Genomic DNA, 21,689 nt, shown 5'->3' with positions numbered 1-21,689 from the left:
GGGAGGATACGATGAAGGCTGCCGTGCTGATGGAGGTCAACCAGCCGCTGGTGATCGAGGGTGTCAGTGTGCCCAAGCCGGGGCCGCGCGAGGTGCTGATCCGCACCGCGGTGGCCGGCCTCTGCCATTCCGACCTGCATTTCATGGAAGGGCTCTACCCGCATCCGCTGCCCGCGGTGCTCGGCCATGAATCCGCTGGGATCGTCGAGCAAGTCGGCTCCGACGTCACCTATGTGAAGCCGGGCGATCACGTCGTGACCTGCCTCTCGGTGTTCTGCGGCACCTGCGACAACTGCACCACCGGCCGGCCGGTGCTTTGCACCGATACGACCGTGAAGATGCCGCCGGGTGCCTCCAATCGTCTGTCATGGGCACGGTCGGAGAAGCTGCACCAGTTCCTCAATCTCTCATCCTTCGCCGAGCAGATGCTGGTGCACGAGAATGCGATCGTGAAGATCCGCAACGACATGCCGCTCGATCTCGCGGCGCTGATCGGCTGCGGCGTCATCACCGGCTACGGCGCGGTGGTCAACACGGCGAGGGTGCAGGCCGGCGAGACCGTCGCGGTGATCGGTTGTGGCGGCGTCGGCATGGCTGCGATCAACGGCGCGGAGATCGCAGGCGCCGGCCGCATCATCGCCATCGACACCAATCCGGCCAAGCTGCAGCTTGCGACGAAACTCGGTGCCACGGACATCATCAATCCCGCGGATGGCGATGTCGTGCAGCAGGTGCGCGAGCTGACAAAGGGTGGCGTGCATCACGCCTTCGAGGTGCTGGGACGCAAGGAGACCGCCGAGCAGGCCTTCGCGATGCTGGCGCCCGGCGGCACCGCGACCATCGTCGGCATGATTCCGTTCGGACAGAAGATCGAGCTGCACGGTTTCGACTTCCTGCGCGAGCGCCGTATTCAGGGCTCGTCGATGGGTTCGAACCATTTCCGGGTCGACATGCCCCGTCTGGTCGAGTTCTACCTCCGCGGCAAGCTGCATCTGGAGGACTGGATCTCGGCCAAGCTGAAGCTGTCGGAGATCAACGAAGGCTTCGCCAACATGAAGGCCGGCAAGACGCTGCGCAGCGTGGTGGTGTTTGATGCGTAGCCCGCTATCGTTCGGGGGCACAGGACGGCGAACAGAGGCGGACTGTTAGTCTGTCGTCCCGGCCTTGAGCCGGGACCCAGAACCAATGACTATCGTTGTGTGCGCAACGAGCAGTTCAACAGAATCGAGGCAACCCGCGGTATGGGTCCCTGCTTTCGCAGGGACGACAGATGAGCAAGCCGCTCAATCATCGAACATCGGCGGGGGGACGAAGCCGCCGAATTCGCGCTCGATCAGCTCGGCGAGCTTGAGCGGGGTGCGGTCCTCGAGAAAGGGTCCCACGATCTGCACGCCGACCGGCAGGCCGTCCGCCAGGCCGAGCGGGATCGCGGTCGCGGGCAGGCCGGGCAGGGTGGCGATCCCCGGCCAGGTGAGCTGATCGGTATAGACGTGATCGACGCCGTCGATTGTGATGCGGCGCTGCTCCTGGTCCGGCGAGTGGTCGTGCGGGAAGGCCGGTGTCGGCATGATCGGGCAGATCACGGCATCGAAGCTTTCGAACAGGCGGTGCCATTGCATCTTGAGCCGCGCGCGGGCGCCATCGGCCGCCAGCCAATCGCGATGGCCGAGGGCAATGCCGCGCAGGCGTTCGGCAGCGAGGCTCATGTCGTCAGTAGCAAGCTTTACTGCGGCGTCCTTCGCGCCGGCATAGGCGTCGGCGGGCATGCCGAGGCTCAGCGCGGACAGCAGCATCCGCATGTAGACTCGGCTGGACGCGGCGAAGTCCGGCAGCAGCGGGCTCTCGCGCACCACCGCGACGCCGGCCTCGGCGAGGTTGGTCGCAAGTCGCTCGATCGCCCCGCGCACGGCCTTGCCGGTCGGCATCACCGGGTCGGTTGCGATCAGCAACACGCGAAAATCCTGCAGCCGGGTGTGGCGCGGCGGCGGCAGCTCCAGCCGATACGCCTTGCCTGCATCGAGCGGGTCGGGACCGGCGAGGACGTCGAGCAAGAGCGAGAGGTCGGCGACCGAGCGCGCCATCGGGCCGATCACGCTGAGATCGCGCTGCATCGGGATGGCCGGAAGCGCCGGTGGCAGATGCCCGCGCGTCGCAACGAGTCCATAGCTCGGCTTATGCGCGGTGATGCCGCAATGAAAGGCCGGCACCCGCAGCGAGCCGCCGATGTCCGTGCCGAGCGACAGCGGACCATATCCTGCGGCCAGCGCCGCAGAAGAACCGCCGGACGAGCCGCCCGGCGTCCGGCCGAGGTCGAACGGATTGTTGGTGGTGCCGTAGATCTCGTTGTAGCTCTGCCAGTCGCCGAGCGCGATCGGCACGTTGGTCTTGCCGAGGATCACGCCACCGGCGTCCTTCACCCGCGTGATCGCCAGCGCGTCCTCCGCCGGCTTGAAATCCTTGTGCTGCGGAAAACCCCAGGTGGTCGGCGTGCCAGCGACGTTGAAGGATTCCTTCACCGTCAGGGGAACCCCGAGCAGCGGCCTGGTCTCGCCGCGGGCCAGCGCCGCATCAGCGGCGCGGGCCGCCTCCAGCGCCCGGTCGAAATCGCGGACACAGATCGCGTTGATCTTGCCGTCATGTCGCTTGATGCGGTCGATGGCATGCTGCGCCAGCTCGACCGCCGAGACCTCTCTGGCCGCCAGCGCTTTCGCGGTGTCGACGGCGGTGGCAAAACTCCATCGCGATTTGGTCAAGGCGCGCTCCCCCCATTTTGATCTGCTGGGGCGCTTCTAGCCGAAGCGAATGGCGATCGTTTGACTTTAATTGCTAAACGCTCGGCTCGCCCGGCAGCATGCGCTGCATGATGCGGTCGCGATAGACGTAGATGTGGACCAGCGCCGCACCGACATGGATCACGATCAGCGCGAGCAGCAGCCATTCGGCGGCCTGGTGCAGCCCGTCGATGACGCGGCCAGCCGCCGCATTGTCGGAGGCCAGCATCGGGAACGGAAACAGGTAGAAGAATGTCAGCGTCCAGCCGCGGAACGAGGCGAACAGCCAGCCGGTCAGCGTGGTTGCGAGCACCGCGACATAGAGCATCCAGTGCACGGCTTCGGAGCTCAGCCGCTGCCAGGCCGGCAGCGTGCTTTCCGGCGCCACCGGGTGGGTGAGCCGCCAGATGAAGCGCAGCACGATCACGACCAGGAGCGTGAGGCCGAACGAGACGTGCAGCGTCATCGGCACGCCCGGCTGCATGCCGCGATGAATGTCCGGCATCAGCCAGCCGATCGGATACTGGACAGCGAGCAGCACAACGACGAGCCAGTGAAAGACCTTGGCGGGTGTGCCGTAATGCAATTGACGCGTCATGGCGGAGATCCTTGCTGATGGACGCCGTTACGGCTGGAATGTCCGCATCGACGCATGCGCCATCGGATTGATGCCCCCGGTCGGTGTGCGTTCGCTGGAGGATGGATTGCCGCCGGGCACAGGGAAAGCGTAGCCGATGATGCTCTTGACCACCCAGCGATCGGAGGACGGCGTCAGGCCATAGCCGACACCGAAATTGACGTCAAAGACTCCGACCTTGAAATCGGTGACCGCGAACAGCGTATGCTGCTGTTCCTGCAGCGGTGAGAAGGAGCCGATCTTGCCGAAATCGGCATAATATTCGAAGCCGGCAAACAGGTCCTGGCCGAACTTGCGCACCAGCCGCACCGCCGGGGCAAAATCCGCCTCGCCGTACTTGCCAAAGCCGACGTCGACGATCGGGTTGACGATGAACTCATAATCGGCGTTGCGCCAGCCGATGATAGGACGGATTTCCAACGCCCAGCGCGTTTGCGCGAAGGCGGGCGCATCGTTGGAGAGCTCGAAATTCATGCCGTAGAAGAAGGTCTTCTGGTCGGCGTGTGGTGTCACGAACAGGGTGCGGATCTTGAAGTAGTCCGAGTAGAACTTGTTGTCCTGCACCGAGAACGGCAGGTAAAGGCCGAGCTCGAACCAATCAGTGATGCCGTAGGCGAATTCCGGCGTGCCGTTCAGGCTGTGATTGGAGACCAGGCCGCCAGGAAACGGCGCGTCTTTGACGCCGAGCGGGATGTAGTTCAGGTGCTGCTGGATCGTGAACTGTCCGGGCGCTGCGATGCCGGCGTTGTAGACCTGGATCTCGTCGGTGGCGCGGGCGGGGGCGGCGAGCGCCAGCGACAGTGCCGCCAGGCCGACCGGGATCGAGGCGCGACCATGTGTCGAACCGAAAAAGCCTATCATGATAGCCCCACTTAAGCTGCGCCGATGAGAATGCCCACGCCGAGCACGATGATGCCGCCCAGCACGATCTGGAACACCGCCTGCAGGAACGGCGTATCCATGTAGCGGGCGCGGATATAGGCGATCGCCCACAATTCGAAGAACACGACGAGGCTCGCGATCGCGGTTGCGATCCAGAACGCGTTCGGCAGCGAGTCCGGGACCAGATAGGGCAGCGAATGCCCGAGGCCGCCCAGTGCCGTCATGGCGCCGCAGACTGCGCCGCGCAGCCAGGGCGAGCCGCGGCCGGTCAGCGAGCCGTCATCGGACAGCGCCTCGGCAAAGCCCATGCTGATGCCGGCGCCGATCGAGGCGGCAAGCCCGACCAGGAATGTCTGCCAGTTCTGATGGGTCGCGAAAGCGGCTGCGAACAGCGGCGCGAGGGTGGAGACCGAGCCGTCCATCAACCCGGCGAGACCGGGCTGGACGTATTGCAGCACGAAGATGCGGCGCCGCGTCTCGTCTTCCTTCTCCCGCACGCCCTCGGTCAGGATCTTGTCGGTCAGTTGCGCCGCGACCTTCTCATGGCCCTTTTCGGCCTCGGCGAGATCGCCGAGCAGGCGGCGCACGCCGACATCCTTGGCCTGTTCGGCGGCCTTGGCGTAGAAGCGCTCGGCCTCGAACTCCATGGTGCCGACCTCCTTGCGGATGGTCTCGAGCGGCAGGTTCTTGGTCAGCCAGATCGGGCGGCGGCGCAGAAAGCCTTTGACGTTCTCGCGGCGGATCGGGGGCAGGTTGGGGCCGAAGCGCTGCTCATACATCTCGAGCAGCATGTGCCGATGGCCCTTCTCCTCCTCGGCCATCTCCTCGAAAATCTTTGCCGAGTCCGGGTAGCGCTCCGCCAGATCTTCGGCGAAGGTCATATAGATCCGACCGTCTTCCTCTTCCGCCGAGATCGCGATCGCCAGGATCTCGCGCTCGGTCAGATCGGCAAAATTCTTCATTCCAAGAGTCCCCGGATTGGCTCTCCAGCCAACGTTTTCTGATTTAGAACGTTTCTAAAGTCTATATGGATTTGCCGTGACCCGGTCAAATTGCTGCCGCTCTGCTTCCGCGAAACATTTGCAGGCGTTGCGCGGCGGCCACGGAACCTGTTTGGGCGGTCGCGGTTCGAGTTCCGCATTGAGACACTACGGGAGTTGCTATGGAGACCGTCAAATTCCGCATGAACGATCCGCGACTGGCGCCGCGGCGAACCAAGATGGATATTCCCGGCTGGGCCGGCGAGCGTCAGCCGCGTGCGGACGGCTCGCACGAGCAGGTCTGGCATTGCGTGCCGTTCTCGGAAGGCGCGCAATATGGCATCGAGCTGTTCTATCCGTATGATTTCGAACTGCACGTCACCACGCGCGACGGCAAGCTCAGCTTTTCAGGCGATTGGGGCGAGCCGCCGTCACCGACCCTGCAGTGGCCGCCGTTCCGCAACTTCGGCGATCATTTCTACACCTATCAGATCTTGCTCGATCTGAAGGCGCCGAAGGGATACGCGATTCGGACCGAGCCGCATCCGCGCTTCTACGCCGACCCAACTGACACCGTGCCGATCGCTGTGCCCGCGCTGATCCGCAACTGGTGGCCGATGCTGTTCTTCTGCGTGTTCAAGGCGCCGGCGGAAGGGCGCACGCACATCTTCCGTCCTGGCGAGCCGTTCGCCCAGGTGATCGTGATCCCCGAAGAAGCGAACTTTGCGCTCGAGCCGATGACCCCGGATGAAGCGGCCGAGCGCGAGTTGCAGGCGCGCCGCATCCATGCCAGCCGGCCGAACTTGGCCCAAGGCACGGAATGGACGTCGACCACCGACACCGTGTTCGACGGCACCTATCGCCATCTCCATCGCGCCGCGAAGGAGAAGGCGCGCAAGTCCTGAGGCTCGCGGCCAAAAAGCGAGGCGCCGACCCCGTCGGATCGGCGCCTCGTTCCGTCATGCCATCACCGCGCGATCAATAGCGGTCGTAGTACCAGTGATGGTGGTGGTGATGGTGATGATGGTGGTGGTGATACCAGCGCCGAGGCGGGGCCACGTAGACCCGCGGACCGCCCTCGTAATAGTCGTCGCCATAGCCATAGCCGCGCCAATAGCCGTGATGGTGGTGATGATGATGGTGGTGATGGTGATACCACTGCGCCACCTGCACCGTCGGCTCCGTCGATGGCGCCTGCTCGTCGAGCGCCTGCAGCACCTTCGCCGCATTCGGAATCGGTTCGAGCAGATCCGCGTAGGAATTGGCCCTGAGGACATCGGTCGGTGCCGGTGCCGGCGAGGCCTGCGCTGCGCCGAGCGCGCCGACGGCGGCAACCGCGCCCAACAAACTAGCGATCTTCTTATCCATCAATTCTCCTCCTGATGCGCATCGCCCGGATGCGGAAACGTCAGCCCAACGGGTTCGTTCCCCGACGCAGCTAAATGGTTCAGCACGACGTCGAAATTCAGGCTGTCGATTTGTTCATCCTGTCAGTCTGTTCATAAATCCGAGCAGCAACTCATTGACTGATTCGGCTTGCTCCTGCTGCACCCAATGTCCAGCGCCATCGATCAATTCGCACAGCACCATGTTGGTGCAGACGCGCGTTTGCATCGCTTCGAACGTGCCGGGCTTCTGATAAGTGCCCCAATCCCGCTTGCCCGAGATGAACGCCGATGGAATCTCGATGCGGCGATCGGACCACGTCTGCAGCTCCGCGTCGAAAAGTCGCGACGTGCCGCAGCGATACCATTGCAGTCCGCCCTGGAATCCGGTGCGTTCATATTCGGCGCTGTAAAAGGCAAGCTCGGAATCAGGAAGCCACCGATTGTTCGCAATCGCCTGTTGGTCCGGCATCACTTCGGCAACCGTCTTCGCCATCGTCTTGTCGAGGTCCATCACGTAATACGTCGGAAGCTTCGCAAGCTCTTCCGCCGTCCAGGCCTGGAGCGGGTAGGGTTGATTGCCGGGCCAATCCGCGCTCTTGTGGTGATAGTAGCCACGCAGAAAGGCATGCAGGCCTTGAGGCGGGCGATGCATGTCGGCGTTGACCTGTCGTGTCGAGTAGTACCATTGATAGTGCTTGCGTGGTCGCTGCAGCGCTGCAAGCGCGCGATGCACGGGATCTTCGGCCTGGGTAGCTGGCGGCGTATCCACCGTTCCGAACGGCAGCGATGGCGGTCCAGCGAACGGCGCGCTCATCATCACGACCGAACGGAAGACGTCGGGCCTGATCACTGCGCACCACGCCGCGACCAGGCTGCCGAAATCATGCCCGACCACGGCATCGACCTTGCGATGGCCGAACGCATAGACCAGACCGAGTGCATCCCGCACTAGATTGGTCAGCCGGAAGGGCGCGAGATCGCCGTCATAATCCGCGCTCCATCCGGTCGTGCGGCCATAGCCGCGCTGGTCCGGCGCGATCACGTGATAGCCGGCGGCCGCGAGCGCCGGCATCACCTTGCGCCAGCTGAAGGCCAGCTCCGGAAAGCCGTGGAGCAGCAGGATGCAGGGCCGCCCCTCGCTCTCGAAGCCAGCTTCCAGCACGTGCATGGAGAGACCGTTGACGCCCTCGACCTGGCGCGAACGGATGGACGGCGGAAGCGGTGGCGGCGGAAGAGGGGCTTCAGTCATGGCGGCGTACTCCTGTGCACCCTCTCCCCTCGGCGCGACGGCGGAGCCGTCGTCGCGGTGGGAGAGGGTAGCAGCCGCGCGGCGATGCGAAGCATCGTCCGAAGGCTGCCGGCTGAGGGGTTCTCTCCTCCTCGTAGATCTACGATTGCAGCACGAACCCCTCACCCAAGTGAGTATGTCGCAAGCGATTGTGTAGCCCTCTCCCGCAAGGGGAGAGAGTCATGATCAGCGCGACAGATCCTACGCCGACCTGTCGCCACGATGGCGGTTATGCTGATGCCTACTTCGGCCAATAGCGCTCGCGCAAGTGCCGCTTCACCAGCTTGCCGGTCGGCGTGCGCGGCAGCTCCGGTTCAAAGTCGATCGAGCGCGGGCATTTGATCGGGGACAGGTGCTTGCGGCAGAACAGGATCAGCTGCTCCTCAAACTCCTTGCCGGCGCGGCTCATATCATGTGGCTGCACCACCGCCTTGACCTCTTCGCCCATCTCCTCGTTCGGCACGCCGAACACCGCGACGTCGGCCACCTCAGGATGGGTGATCAGGATGTCCTCGGTCTCCTGCGGGTAGATGTTCACGCCGCCCGAGATGATCATGTAGGACTTGCGGTCGGTGAGATAGAGAAAGCCGTCGGCATCCAGATAGCCGACATCGCCGAGCGTCGACCAGCCCTTCTCGTTGTAGGCACGCTTCGTCTTCTCGGGATCGTTGTGATAGGTGAAGACCGGCGCATCGGCGAAATACACCGTGCCGATCTCGCCCGTCGGCATTTCCTCGCTGTCTTCACCGAGGATCTTGACCTTGCCGACCACGGCGCGGCCGACGCTGCCACGATGCGCCAGCCATTGTTGCGAGTTGCACACGGTGACGCCATTGCCTTCCGAGCCCGCGTAATACTCGATCAGGATCGGGCCCCACCAGTCGATCATCTTCGCTTTGACGTCGACCGGGCAGGGCGCGGCCGCGTGGATCGCGCCTTTGAGCGAGGAAACATCGTAGCGCTTCCGCACCTCGTCCGGCAGCTTCAGCATGCGCACGAACATCGTGGGGACCAGCTGCGATTGCGTGGCCTTGTGCTTTTCGACCAGCTTCAGGAACTCTTCGGCGTCGAAATGCTCCATGATGATCGAGGTGCCGCCGAGCACGATCGTCATCATGTTGAAGCGCAGGGGCGCGGCATGATAGAGCGGTGCCGGCGACAGATAGATGCTCTCTGCATTCATGCCGCACATGTCGGCGCAGAGCACCCGCAGGAACGGGTTCGGCTGGTCGATCTTGTTGTTCTCGAATGCCTTCTTGATTCCCTTCGGCCGGCCGGTGGTACCGGACGAATAGAGCATGTCGTAGCCCGCAACCTCGTCCGCAATGGGCGTCGGCGGCTGCGCCGCCACTTCCTTGTCCCACGCGCGGAAGCCGGGCTCGGCCTGGTCGAGCATGAAGAAGAGCGGCTCGCCCGGCGTGCCGGTCACGAGCTCGGCGACCTGCGCGGCGCAACCCGGCGAGGTGATGAAGACCTTGGCGCCGCAATCCCTGACGATGTAGGCGATCTCGTCCTTGGTGAGGTAGCGGCTGATCGCCGTGTAGTAGAGGCCCGAGCGTTGTGCCGCCCAGGCGATCTCCATGAAGGCAAGCCGGTTCTCCATCAGGAAGGCGATGTGATCGCCCGGCTTCAGCCCCAGCGCGCGAAACAGATGTGCGCCCTGATTCGAACGCTCATCGAGTTCGCGATAGCTGATGGCCGTGCCGCTGCCGGCCATCTGGTAGGCGATCTTGTCGGGATGTGTGCGGGCGTGGATGGAGGGGTGGGTCATGAGGGCACACCGCTGAGAGGAGCAAAGCTGTCGTCCCGGCCAAGCGAGCGGAGCGAGCGCGAGCCGGGACCCATGACCACGAAATCCTGTGTTGGGCCAAGCTGGAGTTCCAGCTTACGACTCATACTTGCATCGGTGGTTATGGGTCCCCGCGTTCGCGGGGACGACACCGTTGCTCGGGCCAGCGCTTACAATCGTTCCACGATCGTCACATTCGCCATGCCACCGCCTTCGCACATGGTCTGCAAGCCATAGCGCTTGTTGCGCTGCTTCAGCGCGTGCACGAGCGTCGTCATCAGCTTGGTGCCGGAGCCGCCGAGCGGATGGCCGAGCGCGATCGCGCCGCCATTGACGTTCAGCCTGTCAGGATCAGCGCCGGTGGTCTTCAGCCAGGCGGTCGGCACCGAGGCGAAGGCCTCGTTGACCTCGAACAGGTCGATGTCGTCGATGCCCATGCCGGCCTTGTCCAAAGCGCGCTTCGTCGCGTGCAGCGGCGCGTCAAGCATGATCACGGGATCGCCGCCCATCATGGTCATATGATGGACCCGCGCGAGCGGTTTGACGCCGAGCGATTTGAGGCCGCGTTCGTTGACGACGAGCACGCCGGAGGCGCCGTCGCAGATCTGGCTTGCGGTCGCCGCCGTCAGCTTGCCGTTCTCGGCAATCAGCTTGACACCCTTGATGCCGTCGAGGCTGACGTCGAAGCGGATGCCTTCGTCGATCGTGTGGGTGTCGGTCGAGCCGTCGGCTCTGACGATCTCGAGCGCAACGATCTCGTCCTTGAAATGGCCGGACTGCGTCGCCGCGATCGCGCGCTGATGGCTGTTATAGGCGTATTCGTCGAGCTCGTCTTTGGAGAGGCCGTACTTTTCGGCCATCATCTCCGCGCCGGTGAACTGGCTGAACTGGATGTTCGGATAGCGGCTCTCGATGCCGGGGCTCTTGTAATGGCCGAAGCCGTTCTTCGCCGGCAGGCTCGAGGCGAGCCCCATCGGCACCCGCGTCATTGATTCCACGCCGGCGGCGATCACCACATCCATGGCGCCGGACATCACGGCTTGGGCTGCGAAATGCAGCGCCTGCTGCGACGAACCGCACTGACGGTCGATCGAGGTGCCGGGCACGCTTTCGGGCAGCTTGGAGGCGAGCACCGCGTTGCGGGCGATGTTGTTGGACTGCTCGCCGGCCTGCATCACGCAGCCCATGATCACGTCTTCGATCTGATCCGGCGCCGCGCCGGAGCGATCGACCAGGGCATTCAGCACCTTGGCCGCGAGATCCGCCGGATGCCATCCGGACAAACGTCCCCCTTTGCGGCCGCCCGCGGTCCGGGCAGCCGCAACGATATAGGCTTCCGCCATGGGGTTTCCTCCCTAGACTTGGTCTTCGTGGTTGGAGGCGATTTAAACGAGCAGTTAGGGCTTAGTCAATCGATCAATTAAATCTTGTGATCGAGGACGCCTTCGGCTTATCTGGCGCGATCCTTGGAAGAGACCGGATGGGACCTCAGCTCCAGAGCAGCACACCGAACAAGCTTGCCGCCGGGCGGAATGCCACGGCGGAGAAGCTCCTGGTTGCGGCCAGCGAGCTGATGATCGAACGCGCGTCGATTGACGTGTCCTTGAGCGACATCGCCCAGAAGTCCGGCGCGAACGCCGCGTTGGTCAAATATCATTTCGGCAACAAGGATGGCCTGCTGCTGGCGCTGCTTGCGCGCGATGCCGCCACCGAGGTCGCCAATCTCGAATATCTGCTGGCGCAGCCGCTCTCGCCGACTGCAAAGCTGAAGCTGCATATCGGCGGCATCATCCGCGCCTATCACCGCTTCCCCTATATGAATCGGTTGATCCACTGCCTCCTGCACGAGAGCAGTGCGGAAGCCGCTGACGAAGTGTCGAAGTTCTTCGTCGCGCCGCTGCTGGAATTTCACCGCAGGCTGCTCGCGGAAGGCGTTGCGGCCGGCGAATTCCGCGAGGTCGATCCGGTGCTGTTCTACACCAGCCTGATCGGCGCCTGCGATCATCTGTTCTTCGGCCGCCACGCCATGTCGCGCGCGACCGGCGTGGGTCCGGTGACCGACGAAGTCTGCCGCCAATACATCACGCATATGGAAGCGCTGATCTGCGGCGGAATACTCAAGAGGGCGAGTGGCGATTAGGGAGTAGCGAATAGGGGAGTTAAGGCACTTCCCTACGCGATACTCGCTATCAGCCATTCGCAAAACAAAAAACAGGGAGGTTGCCCATGCAGTTGAAGGATGTTGCGGTTCTCATCACCGGCGGCGGGTCGGGGCTCGGTGCCGCCACCGCGCGTGCGATGGCCGCGAAGGGCGCCAAGGTCACGGTGCTCGACCAGAGCAAGGAGAATGCGGAGAAGGTCGCCGCTGAAATTCATGGTGTGGCTGTTCACGCCGACGTCACCGACGAGGAGCAGGTCAAGGCAGGCATCGCGAAGGCCGAAGCCGTCCACGGCATCGCGCGCGTCCTGGTGAACTGCGCCGGCATCGGCGGCTCGCAGCGCATCGTCGGCAAGGATGGCGTCTATCCGCTCGCGAAGTTTGCCCGCATCATCAATGTCAACCTGATCGGCACCTTTAATGTGCTGCGGCTGTTTGCCGAGCGCCTCGTCACCGCTGAGCCCATCGGCGAAGAGCGTGGCGTCGCCATCAACACCGCGAGCGTTGCGGCCTTCGAAGGCCAGATCGGCCAGATCGCCTATTCGGCCTCGAAGGGTGGTGTGGTCGGCCTCACGCTGCCGGCGGCGCGCGATCTCGCCAGCCAAAAAATCCGCGTCAACACCATCGCGCCCGGCCTGTTCCTGACGCCGCTGCTGATGGGCCTGAACGAAGAGGCGCGCAAGAGCCTGGGCGCGCAGGTGCCGCATCCGGCGCGGCTCGGCGATGCGTCCGAGTATGGCAATCTCGCCGTGCACATCGTCGAGAATCCGATGCTCAACGGCGAGACCATCCGTCTCGACGGCGCGATCCGCATGGCGCCGCGGTAGCTACCCATTCGGCTGTCGTCCCCGCGAACGCGGGGACCCATACCGCGTGATGTTGCTAGTGGAATCAGGTGGCTGACGTAGTGCCCATAACGACATCCTGTGGTTATGGGTCCCGGCTCGCGCTTCGCTTGGCCGGGACGACGGTGGAGAGAGATGCGAGCCGCTCTCGACCAACAAGCAAATATCAAGATCCGCAAAGGACGACTGTATTCGGGAGACGCAAGATGGACGGGAGTGCAGCGGCGGTGCTGGAGAAACCGGCCTTCCGCAAGGTCGACTGGCTGACGCGCGACATCGACGTCGAACGACGCGACGACGGCGTCATCGTCATGAGGTCGCGGATCCCACTGCAGGCCTACGAGCCGCACATTCCGGCACCTCTCGCAAAATGGGCCGAGCAGGCCCCCGAGCGCATCTGGCTGGCGCAGCGCGCAGGACCCGAACGACAATGGCGGAAGATGTCGTATGGCGAAGCCAAACGCATCGCCGACGGGCTCACGCAGGGCCTGCTCAATCTTGGCCTCGAAGCGGGCCGGCCCGTCGCCATCCTCTCCGGCAATTCGATCGAGCATGCGTTGCTCACGCTTGCCGCGATGCAGGCGCGGCTCCCGGCGGCGCCGGTGTCGCCGGCCTATTCGCTGATGAGCCATGATCATCTCAAGCTAAAATATCTGTTCGACCTGATCCGTCCGGCCGTGATCATGGTGCAGGACGGCCCGACCTTCGAGAAGGCGCTGAAGACGTTGCCGCTCGAGGGCGTCACCGTGATCCATGTCGCGCGCCCCTGCGACGGTATCGAAAGCCTCAGCTTCGCCGAGCTTGCCGCGACGCCGGTGAGCTCGGAGGTCGAGCGATCGATCGCAAAGATCACGCCCGACACGATCGGCAAGCTGCTGTTCACCTCGGGCTCGACCGGCATGCCCAAGGCGGTCATCAACACGCAGCGCATGATGTGCGCCAATGCCGCGATGATGATGCAGGTTCGTCCGCGTTCGCCTGATGCGCCCATTGCCACGGTGCTGGACTGGATGCCGTGGAATCACACCATGGGCGGCAATGCCTTGTTCAATCCGCTGCTGATCGATGGCGGCACGCTCTACATCGATGACGGGCGGCCGATGCCCGGTCAGTTCGAGGAGACGATCCGGAACCTGCGCGAGGTGTCACCGACCTATTATGCCAACGTGCCGGTCGGCTATGCCGCACTCGCGGCCGCGATGGAAAAGGACGATGCGCTTTGCCGCTCCTTCTTCAAGGACCTTGGCCTGATGGGCTACGGCGGCGCGCGACTGCCGGACGATCTGTACGACCGCATGCAGGCGCTGGCCGTGCGCGCCACCGGCGAGCGCATCGTGTTCTACACCGGTTGGGGCTCGACCGAGACCGGCCCAACCTCGACCGGAACCTATTGGGACACCGAACGCGTCGGCTTGATCGGTCTGCCATTCCCCGGCGTCGAATTGAAGATGGTGCCGTCAGGGACCAAATACGAGCTGCGGCTGCGCGGTGCGAATGTGATGCCGGGATATTTCGGCCAGCCCGAGCTGACAGAAAAGGCCTTCGACGAGGAAGGCTTCTACTGCATCGGCGATGCCGGCGTGTTTGTCGATCCTGACGATCCCGTGCAAGGCATCATCTTCGCCGGCCGCGTGGTCGAGGATTTCAAGCTGACGACGGGCACCTTCGTCCATGTCGGAGCGTTGCGAACCGATGCGATCGCCGCCGCGACACCGGTGATACAAGACGCTCTCGTCACGGGACAGGATCGTGATGAGGTCGGTCTGCTGGCCTGGCCGAATTTGCACGCCTGCCGCCAGATGATCTGCGATCCCAATGCCACCTTTGAGGAGGTCGTCAAACACCCTGCGGTGATCGCCTGCGTCAAGCGTGGGCTCGATGCGCACAACAGAGAATGCGAAGGCGCGACCAGCCGGCGCATCGCCCGCGTAATGCTGATGGTCGAGCCGCCGTCGATCGACGGGCATGAGCTGACCGACAAGGGCTACATCAATCAGCGCGCCGGGCTCGAACGCCGCGCCGCACTGGTGGAGCGGCTCTATGCCGATCCGCCGGCCGACGAGGTGATCGTGCTGTGATGAACGCACTCTTTCCACGCGTCATTCCGGGATGCGCCGCTAGGCACAGGCCCGGAATCCATAACCACCACCGGGAGTATGGATTCCGGGCTCGCGCCACGCGCGCCTCGGAATGACGTTCCTTATTGAGAATCATCAGGACGGGTAAAGCCCATGAATTTCGATTTCTCCGACGACCAGAAGCAGCTGCGCGATCAGGCGCGCAAATTCCTGGCCGAGAAGTGTTCGTCCAAGGCGGTACGCGCTGTGCTCGACGGGCAGTCACCTTATGACCGCGAGCTGTGGAGGGGGCTTGCCGAGATGGGCTTTCTCGGCGTCGCCATCCCTGAAGAGTTCGGCGGCGCGGGTGCGGGCCATCTCGAACTTTGCGTGATCGCCGAGGAGATGGGCCGGGCCTTGGCGCCGGTGCCGTTCTCCTCGACGGTGTATCTTGCAGCAGAGGCGTTGATGCTCGCCGGCAGCGAGGCACAGAAGCGAAAATGGCTGCCGAGGATCGCCTCTGGCGAGGCGATCGGCACGCTCGCTTTGTTCGAAGGCACCGGCAATCCGTCGCCCAAGGCCGTCAAGCTTGACGCATCGAACGGCGTGCTCAACGGCGTCAAGAAGCCGGTGGCGGATGGCGCGATCGCTGATTTTGTCATCGTCGCCGCACGCAGCGCTGCGACCGGCCGCGACAGCGACATTTCCCTGTTCATCGCGGACACGAAGGCCGGCGGCGTCGACGCCAAGGCGCTGACCAACCTTGATCCGACCCGCGGGCAGGCGGAGCTTGTCTTCGCGAACTGCAAGGCCGAGCCGCTCGGGGCGCCAGGTGAAGGCTGGGCCATCATCGCCCAGGTGCTCGATCGGGCGGCGGTCCTGGTTGCCTTCGAGCAGGTCGGGGGCGCCGATCGTGCGCTGGAGATGGGCCGCGACTACGCGCTCGATCGCATCGCCTTCGGCAGGCCGATCGGCTCGTTCCAGGCGGTCAAGCACATGCTCGCAGACATGTATGTATCTGCCACCCTTGCGCGCTCCAACTGCTATTACGGCGCCTGGGCGCTATCGACCAATGCGCCCGAATTGCCGGAGGCCGCGGCGTCGGCGCGCATCAGCGCGACCCAGGCCTTCCAGCACTGCGCCAAGAACAACATTCAGGTGCACGGCGGCATGGGCTTCACCTGGGAGTTCGACTGCCACATGTACTACCGCCGTGCCAATGCGCTGGCGCTCGGCCTGGGCAGTCTTTCCTACTGGGAGGATCAGTTGATCGATCGCATGCGCAAGCGCAATGCGGCGTGATCCATGCACGTCATTCCGGGGCGCAGCGGAACGCTGCGAACCCGGAATCTAGAGGTTGTCACATCGAGATTCCGAGTTCGAGACCTTTGGCCTAGCCCCGGAATGACGGGAAAGAGAACGACGATGAACTTCGACGACACCCCTGAGGAGGCTGCGTTCCGCAGCCAAGCGCGGGCCTGGATCGCCGCCAACGCGCCGAAAGAATACGAAGCAGAACTGCGCGCGTCCTCCTTGGGGCGCACCGCGCTGAAGAATGCCAATCTCCTCGAGGTCGCGAAAGCCTGGCAGAAGAAGAAGGCCGATGCCGGCTGGGCCTGTCTGCACTGGCCGAAAGAGTATGGCGGCCGCGGCGCCTCGCCGATCGAGCGCGTGATCTGGCAGCAGGAGGAAGGGCCGTTCAGCAAGCTCTCGGCTGTCTTCATCATCGGCCACGGCATGTGCGGGCCGACCATGATGGCCTACGCCTCGGAGGAGCATAAGCGACACTATCTGCCGCCGCTGGCCTCGGGCGAAAAGATCTGGTGCCAGCTGTTCTCGGAGCCCGCGGGCGGCTCCGATGTCGCCGGCCTGCGCACCCGCGCCGAGAAGCGCGGCGACGCGTGGGTGATCAACGGCCAGAAGATCTGGACCTCCGGCGCGCATTATTCCGACTACGGCATTCTGCTCACTCGCACCGATCCCGACGTGCCCAAGCACAAGGGGCTCACGATGTTCTTCCTGGACATGAAGAGCAAAGGCGTCGAGATCAGGCCGATCAAGCAGGCCAGCGGCCATTCGGATTTCAACGAGGTCTATTTCACCGATGTCGTGATTCCGGACTCACAGCGGTTGGGGGCAGTCAATGACGGCTGGAACGTGGCGCTGACCACACTGATGAACGAGCGGATGTCGATCGGGGCCGGCGTCGCCACCGGCTTCCCGGAGCTGTTCGAGTTCTGCTCCAATCTGATGCTCGACGATCGTCCGGCGATCGAGGACCGCAACGTGCGCGCCAAGCTCGCGAACTGGGCGGTGAAAGCGAGCGGCCTGAAATACACCAGCTTCCGTGCCATCTCCGCGCTGTCGAAGGGCGAACGGCCGGGCCCGGAGAACTCGATCGGCAAGCTGGTCGCGGCATCGATGGTTCAGGACGTCGCGACGTTCGCGCTGGATCTGCAGGGCGCGGCCGGCGTGCTGAGCGGACCGGAAGCCGAACTGGCCGGCAAATTTCAGGCGATGTTGTTGCGCGCGCCGGGCACCCGCGTCGAGGGCGGCACTGACGAGATCATGCGCAACATCATCGCCGAGCGCGTGCTCGGGCTGCCGGGCGATATCAGGGTCGACAAGGATCTGCCGTTCAATCAGATCCCGACCAGAGGACGGAATTAGTTCTCGTCATTCCGGGGCGGTCGCAAAGCGACCGAACCCGGAATCTCGAAGTGAGTCATCTCTGGATTCCGGGTTCGATGCTTCGCATCGCCCCGGAATGACGGTGCTGGAAGGAAGGACGATGAACTTCGACGACACTCCCGAAGAAGCCGCATTCCGCGCCAAGGCGCGGGCCTGGATCGACGCCAACGCGCCGAAGCAGTTCGAACAGGAGCTTTCGAGCGCCTCGCTCGGACGTATCCGTCTCAAGAACGCCGACATCGTCGAGGTCGGCAAGGCCTGGCAGAAGAAGAAGGCCGAGGCCGGCTGGGCCTGTCTGCAGTGGCCGAAGGATTATGGCGGCCATGGCGCCTCGCCGATCGAGCGCGTGATCTGGCAGCAGGAGGAGGGCGTCTACGGCAAGCTGACGCAGCCGTTTCAGATCGGCGAAGGCATGTGCGGCCCGACCGTGATGGCCTATGGCAGCGAACAGGACAAGCGACGCTATCTGCCGAAGCTGGCGTCCGGCGAGGAGATCTGGTGCCAGCTGTTCTCCGAGCCGGCCGGCGGCTCCGATGTCGCGGGCCTGCGCACCCGCGCCGAGAAGCGCGGTGACGACTGGATCGTCAACGGCCAGAAGATCTGGACCTCGGGCGCGCATTATTCCGACTACGGCCTCCTGATCACCCGCACCGACCCCAACGTGCCCAAGCACAAGGGACTGACGATGTTCTTCCTCGACATGAAGAGCAAAGGCGTCGAGATCCGCCCGATCAGGCAGGCCAACGGCATGCAGGAGTTCAACGAGGTCTACTTCACCGACGTCGTGATCCCGGACAGCCAGCGGCTCGGTGCGGTCGGCGACGGCTGGAACGTGTCGCTGACCACGCTGATGAACGAGCGCATGTCGATCGGCGCCCGGCTTGCGACCGGCTTCCCTGAGATGTTTGCGTTCTGCGCGAACCTGATGAGCGAAAACGGACTTGCGATCGATGACCGTGCGACGCGCTCGAAGCTGGCGTCATGGGCGGTGAAGGCGAGCGGGCTGAAATACACCAGCTATCGCGCGATCTCGGCGCTGTCGCGCGGCGAGCGGCCGGGGCCGGAGAATTCGATCGGCAAGCTGGTCGCCGGCACCATGCTGCAGGACATCGCAGCCTATGCCATGGATCTCCAAGGCGCAGCCGGTGCTCTCACCGGCGCGGACGAAGAGACGACACAGGGCCAGTTCCAGCAGATGCTGTTGACCTCGCCATCGATGCGGATTGCCGGCGGCACCGACGAGATCCTGCGCAATATTATCGCCGAGCGCGTGCTCGGCCTGCCCGGCGACATCCGGGTGGACAAGGATGTCCCCTTCAACAAGGTGCCGACGAAGGGGCGAGGTTAATCCTCATCCTGAGGAGCTGCGTAGCAGCGTCTCGAAGGATGAGGCCACAGCTTGGCCGCATGGTTCGAGACGGCGCTCCGCGCCTCCTCACCATGAGGGGGCGGCACTTTGGCTCGAATTGAAATTGGCTCGAATTGAAAGTCATTCCATGGAAGCAACGTCGACCGCTGGCCAGACAGATCCGATCACCACCCTCGAAACCCTGATGCGCGCGCGCTTCTCCTGCCGCCGCTTCCTGCCGGATCCCGTGCCGCGCGCCACCATCGAGCGGATCCTTGGCGTGGCGCAGACCACCGCGTCCTGGTGCAACAGCCAGCCCTGGCGGGTCGAGATCACCTCAGGGGCGGCCACGGAGAAATTCCGGCAGGCGATGTACGCCGCCGCCTCAGGCGGCAAGCCCACCGTCGGCGATTTCGAGTTTCCGCGCGAATATCGTGGCGTCTATCTCGAGCGGCGGCGCGAGAGCGGCTTTCAGCTCTACAACGCGGTTGGGATTCCTCGCGGCGACAAGGCCGGTTATGCGAAGCAGGCGCTGGAGAACTACAACTTCTTCGGTGCGCCGCATGTCGCGATCATCCATAGCGACGAGGCGCTCGGGGTCTACGGTGCGGTCGATTGCGGCGGCTATGTGACGAGCTTCATGCTGGCGGCGCAGGCGCTCGGCGTGGCCACCGTGCCGCAGGCAGCGCTCGCCTTTCATTCCGACGTCGTTCGTGCCCATTTCGGCCTCGGCGAGGACCGCAAGGTTATCTGCGGCATTTCCTTCGGCTATCCCGATCGCGACCACAAGGCGAATTCATACCGCACCAGCCGCGCGGCCATCACCGACACGGCTCGCTTTTTCGAGGAATGACCCGGCGATCGCTGCGTTGCCCTTAGCATATCGCAGTGCGCTCCTGCCTCCGCAGCTCGCTACGGGGCGGACTTCGGATTCGAAGCCCGTCAGTGGCAAGCGGTTCCGTTGCTGCGCTTGCCCAATTTATCCTTGAACTGGTCCTTCAGTTCATGGGCTTCCAGCAGCGATATTGACAAAACCCGCTCCAACATTTTGAGTTGAAGGGCTCTGGCGTCGACAATGCAAAATTGCAGGCGCTCAATGATCTTCTCGAGTGAAGCTTCGGTCACGGCTCATACCCTGAAAAGTCAGTGATGGATTCCATGCAGACGCCGCCTGAGCGCGCAGCCTTGGAACTGGCAGATTTGGAACTGGACGAGTCGACGGTCCATGGCCATCGGCTCTTCAAATCCTTCCACAAGCTGCGTCTGAAGCGGCATCGTGAGCAACTCATTGCGATGGCTGAACAGCTGGTGGAAGCGGAAGAAAGATGTCCGGAAGGGCCTGACGGCTGACGTCGTCGAGCCCCCGCCATGTCAGCGTCGGCTGGTTGAGGCCGATCTGCTGGCACAACGACTGCCACGTTGTGTCGTCGCAATCGACGAGCACCGCCAGCACCGACATCCCGTCCATCATGTGCGGTAGGCCGAGCGGGCGGGCTTTCCAGCCGCAGCGCTCGAAGCGCGGCAGCCACCAGCTCTCCAGCACGATGGAGAAGCCGGTCAGACCGATCGAAATGCCGTATTCCATGATCGCGGTGAGCAGCAACATGTCGATCCGCGGTCCGGCATGCTCGCCGCGCCGCTCCGGAATCACGAAGATGCGCGACAGCTCGTAGACGTCGGGCCGCTGGATGGGTCCCCGGATGTTGAGATAGGGGAAGATCTCGCTCATCAGGGTCGGCAGCAGGGTCGGCACCGCGCGCATCGCGCCGATCAGCTGTCCCTGGTCGATGCAGAACAGATAGACCGCATCTTCGGTGTCGAACTGGTCGATCTCGCGCCCATCCGGCCGGTCCAGCGCCATCCATTTGCGCTGCTTGACGTAGATGTCATGGCGCATCCGGAAATAAGGGTCGAAGTAGCGCTCGTAGAGATGTCGATTATCCCTTCGAACAACATGGATCTCAGGCATCGAAGCTCCCGCTCAATGTTCAATCGCGCGGTAAGCATGCCGATGCAGCTGAGAGATTCCACTGGGAGAAATGACAGCTCGGACCCTCGTCCCTGAAATGACCTAATCAGAGCAGGATTTCTCCATTGACCAATGCGGTCGCGACGGTCGCGGTCTTGTTGTTGGTCATCAGTTTGCGCTGCGCCTCCTCGAGGTGCCAGCGCACATTGCGCTCCGACAGGCCGAGAATCTGCGCCGTCTCCCATGCGGTCTTGCCGCGGGCCGCCCAGCGGAGCACCTCGGCCTCGATCTCGGACAGGCGGCGGCCTTGCTTTGTCGGTGACGAACGCCCCAATGCACGCAACCGCCCATAAGTGAAGATGCTGATCAGATGAACCGCGCTCTTGCTCTCGGTATCGAGGTGCGGCCGCTCGCCGGCGAGACTGATCGCGCCGACCGCATCGTCATAATGAATCGGGATACAGAAGCCCTCCTGGAGGCCGAAGTCCCGCGCCCGCATCATCACCTCATGGGCGGAACGGTCTCGCTCGCGATCATACGGCGCCTCCGACCACATGAAAGGGTTCAGCGTCCCCAGGCAATGCCGCGGGATTGGATCGGCCATATGGAGATTCTCGCGGGTGTAGAACTCGAACCATCCGGCAGGCCAACCGTTGGCCAGCATCAGTTGATCCAATGATTGGGTCGATGTCGGTATTCCCGCGATGATGTAGGAACGAAAGCCGATCTCGCCGATCAGTCGCTCGAATTGGGTGATCACGCTGGCGCTCGTCGTCGATGACTCCAGGGCATCGACAAAGTCGAGCGCGCGGCGCCCCCAATATGCGTCGGTCCCGTCCATGTTGCGCATCTCCGCCCACACTGAGGCTAGCCGCCGACGCATTGC

The 21,689-nt window shown here is 63.6% G+C and carries 20 protein-coding genes; 9 read left to right on the top strand and 11 right to left on the bottom strand.

The window, feature by feature from the left end; translation table 11 throughout:
• The first annotated feature begins 11 nt into the window (after positions 1–11).
• A complete protein-coding gene (locus BRAS3843_RS35270; RefSeq protein ID WP_008974045.1) occupies positions 12–1,100 on the top strand; it encodes a Zn-dependent alcohol dehydrogenase in 1,089 nt (362 codons plus the stop codon).
• A gap of 183 nt (positions 1,101–1,283) precedes the next feature.
• Here the strand turns inward: BRAS3843_RS35270 and BRAS3843_RS35265 are convergent, their stop codons facing one another.
• The 4 genes from BRAS3843_RS35265 to mbfA form a co-directional block, all read right to left on the bottom strand.
• The gene (locus tag BRAS3843_RS35265) at positions 1,284–2,753 is read right to left on the bottom strand and encodes an amidase (RefSeq protein ID WP_008974044.1); all 1,470 of its coding nucleotides are present in this window, start codon (positions 2,751–2,753) and stop codon (positions 1,284–1,286) included.
• Positions 2,754–2,826: 73 nt separating this feature from the next.
• Positions 2,827–3,369, bottom strand: a complete 543-nt coding sequence (locus tag BRAS3843_RS35260) for a cytochrome b (RefSeq protein ID WP_008974043.1) — start codon at positions 3,367–3,369, stop codon at positions 2,827–2,829.
• 27 nt (positions 3,370–3,396) lie between these two features.
• Positions 3,397–4,269 (bottom strand): hypothetical protein, encoded by an 873-nt coding sequence (locus BRAS3843_RS35255; protein WP_008974042.1) that lies wholly within the window; start codon positions 4,267–4,269, stop codon positions 3,397–3,399.
• 11 nt (positions 4,270–4,280) lie between these two features.
• Positions 4,281–5,252, bottom strand: coding sequence for an iron exporter MbfA (gene mbfA / locus BRAS3843_RS35250; RefSeq protein ID WP_008974041.1), 972 nt, complete (start codon positions 5,250–5,252; stop codon positions 4,281–4,283).
• A 200-nt stretch (positions 5,253–5,452) separates the two neighbouring features.
• Between mbfA and BRAS3843_RS35245 the strand changes: the two genes are divergently transcribed.
• Positions 5,453–6,175, top strand: coding sequence for a hypothetical protein (locus BRAS3843_RS35245; protein WP_008974040.1), 723 nt, complete (start codon positions 5,453–5,455; stop codon positions 6,173–6,175).
• A gap of 73 nt (positions 6,176–6,248) precedes the next feature.
• Here BRAS3843_RS35245 and BRAS3843_RS35240 read toward each other — a convergent pair whose 3' ends face one another.
• The 4 genes from BRAS3843_RS35240 to BRAS3843_RS35225 form a co-directional block, all read right to left on the bottom strand.
• On the bottom strand, positions 6,249–6,638 hold the full coding sequence (locus BRAS3843_RS35240) for a hypothetical protein (protein ID WP_008974039.1): 390 nt from the start codon (positions 6,636–6,638) through the stop codon (positions 6,249–6,251).
• A 114-nt stretch (positions 6,639–6,752) separates the two neighbouring features.
• Positions 6,753–7,826: an alpha/beta hydrolase gene (locus BRAS3843_RS35235; protein ID WP_008974038.1), complete on the bottom strand. Its 1,074-nt coding sequence runs from the start codon at positions 7,824–7,826 to the stop codon at positions 6,753–6,755.
• 361 nt (positions 7,827–8,187) lie between these two features.
• Entirely contained in the window at positions 8,188–9,717 is a 1,530-nt protein-coding gene (locus BRAS3843_RS35230; RefSeq protein WP_008974037.1) for an acyl-CoA synthetase, read from the bottom strand.
• 188 nt (positions 9,718–9,905) lie between these two features.
• Positions 9,906–11,078: an acetyl-CoA C-acetyltransferase gene (locus BRAS3843_RS35225; protein WP_008974035.1), complete on the bottom strand. Its 1,173-nt coding sequence runs from the start codon at positions 11,076–11,078 to the stop codon at positions 9,906–9,908.
• Between the two features lie 137 nt (positions 11,079–11,215).
• Between BRAS3843_RS35225 and BRAS3843_RS35220 the strand changes: the two genes are divergently transcribed.
• The 7 genes from BRAS3843_RS35220 to BRAS3843_RS35190 all read left to right on the top strand — a co-directional run bounded on the left by BRAS3843_RS35220 (position 11,216) and on the right by BRAS3843_RS35190 (position 19,687).
• Entirely contained in the window at positions 11,216–11,875 is a 660-nt protein-coding gene (locus BRAS3843_RS35220; protein ID WP_008974034.1) for a TetR family transcriptional regulator, read from the top strand.
• Between the two features lie 86 nt (positions 11,876–11,961).
• A complete protein-coding gene (locus BRAS3843_RS35215; protein WP_008974033.1) occupies positions 11,962–12,720 on the top strand; it encodes an SDR family NAD(P)-dependent oxidoreductase in 759 nt (252 codons plus the stop codon).
• 224 nt (positions 12,721–12,944) lie between these two features.
• Positions 12,945–14,816 (top strand): AMP-binding protein, encoded by a 1,872-nt coding sequence (locus BRAS3843_RS35210; protein WP_008974032.1) that lies wholly within the window; start codon positions 12,945–12,947, stop codon positions 14,814–14,816.
• A gap of 153 nt (positions 14,817–14,969) precedes the next feature.
• Positions 14,970–16,097, top strand: coding sequence for an acyl-CoA dehydrogenase family protein (locus BRAS3843_RS35205; protein ID WP_008974031.1), 1,128 nt, complete (start codon positions 14,970–14,972; stop codon positions 16,095–16,097).
• Between the two features lie 123 nt (positions 16,098–16,220).
• Positions 16,221–17,465, top strand: coding sequence for an acyl-CoA dehydrogenase (locus BRAS3843_RS35200; protein ID WP_008974030.1), 1,245 nt, complete (start codon positions 16,221–16,223; stop codon positions 17,463–17,465).
• A gap of 121 nt (positions 17,466–17,586) precedes the next feature.
• On the top strand, positions 17,587–18,834 hold the full coding sequence (locus tag BRAS3843_RS35195; protein ID WP_008974029.1) for an acyl-CoA dehydrogenase: 1,248 nt from the start codon (positions 17,587–17,589) through the stop codon (positions 18,832–18,834).
• 205 nt (positions 18,835–19,039) lie between these two features.
• Positions 19,040–19,687 carry a nitroreductase gene (locus BRAS3843_RS35190; RefSeq protein WP_008974028.1) on the top strand — a complete coding sequence of 216 codons (648 nt, stop codon included), beginning with the start codon at positions 19,040–19,042 and terminating at the stop codon, positions 19,685–19,687.
• An 89-nt stretch (positions 19,688–19,776) separates the two neighbouring features.
• Here the strand turns inward: BRAS3843_RS35190 and BRAS3843_RS35185 are convergent, their stop codons facing one another.
• The 3 genes from BRAS3843_RS35185 to BRAS3843_RS35175 form a co-directional block, all read right to left on the bottom strand.
• Positions 19,777–19,959, bottom strand: coding sequence for a hypothetical protein (locus BRAS3843_RS35185; RefSeq protein WP_008974027.1), 183 nt, complete (start codon positions 19,957–19,959; stop codon positions 19,777–19,779).
• A 160-nt stretch (positions 19,960–20,119) separates the two neighbouring features.
• Complete coding sequence (locus BRAS3843_RS35180; RefSeq protein ID WP_008974025.1) at positions 20,120–20,803, bottom strand: acyl-homoserine-lactone synthase; 684 nt, start codon at positions 20,801–20,803, stop codon at positions 20,120–20,122.
• Positions 20,804–20,909: 106 nt separating this feature from the next.
• Positions 20,910–21,644 (bottom strand): LuxR family transcriptional regulator, encoded by a 735-nt coding sequence (locus BRAS3843_RS35175; RefSeq protein WP_008974024.1) that lies wholly within the window; start codon positions 21,642–21,644, stop codon positions 20,910–20,912.
• Positions 21,645–21,689: the final 45 nt, after the last annotated feature.

The sequence above is a fragment of the Bradyrhizobium sp. STM 3843 genome, assembly GCF_000239815.1.
Taxonomy (GTDB): Bacteria; Pseudomonadota; Alphaproteobacteria; order Rhizobiales; family Xanthobacteraceae; genus Bradyrhizobium.
This window is presented reverse-complemented; position numbering and strand designations above follow the sequence as displayed.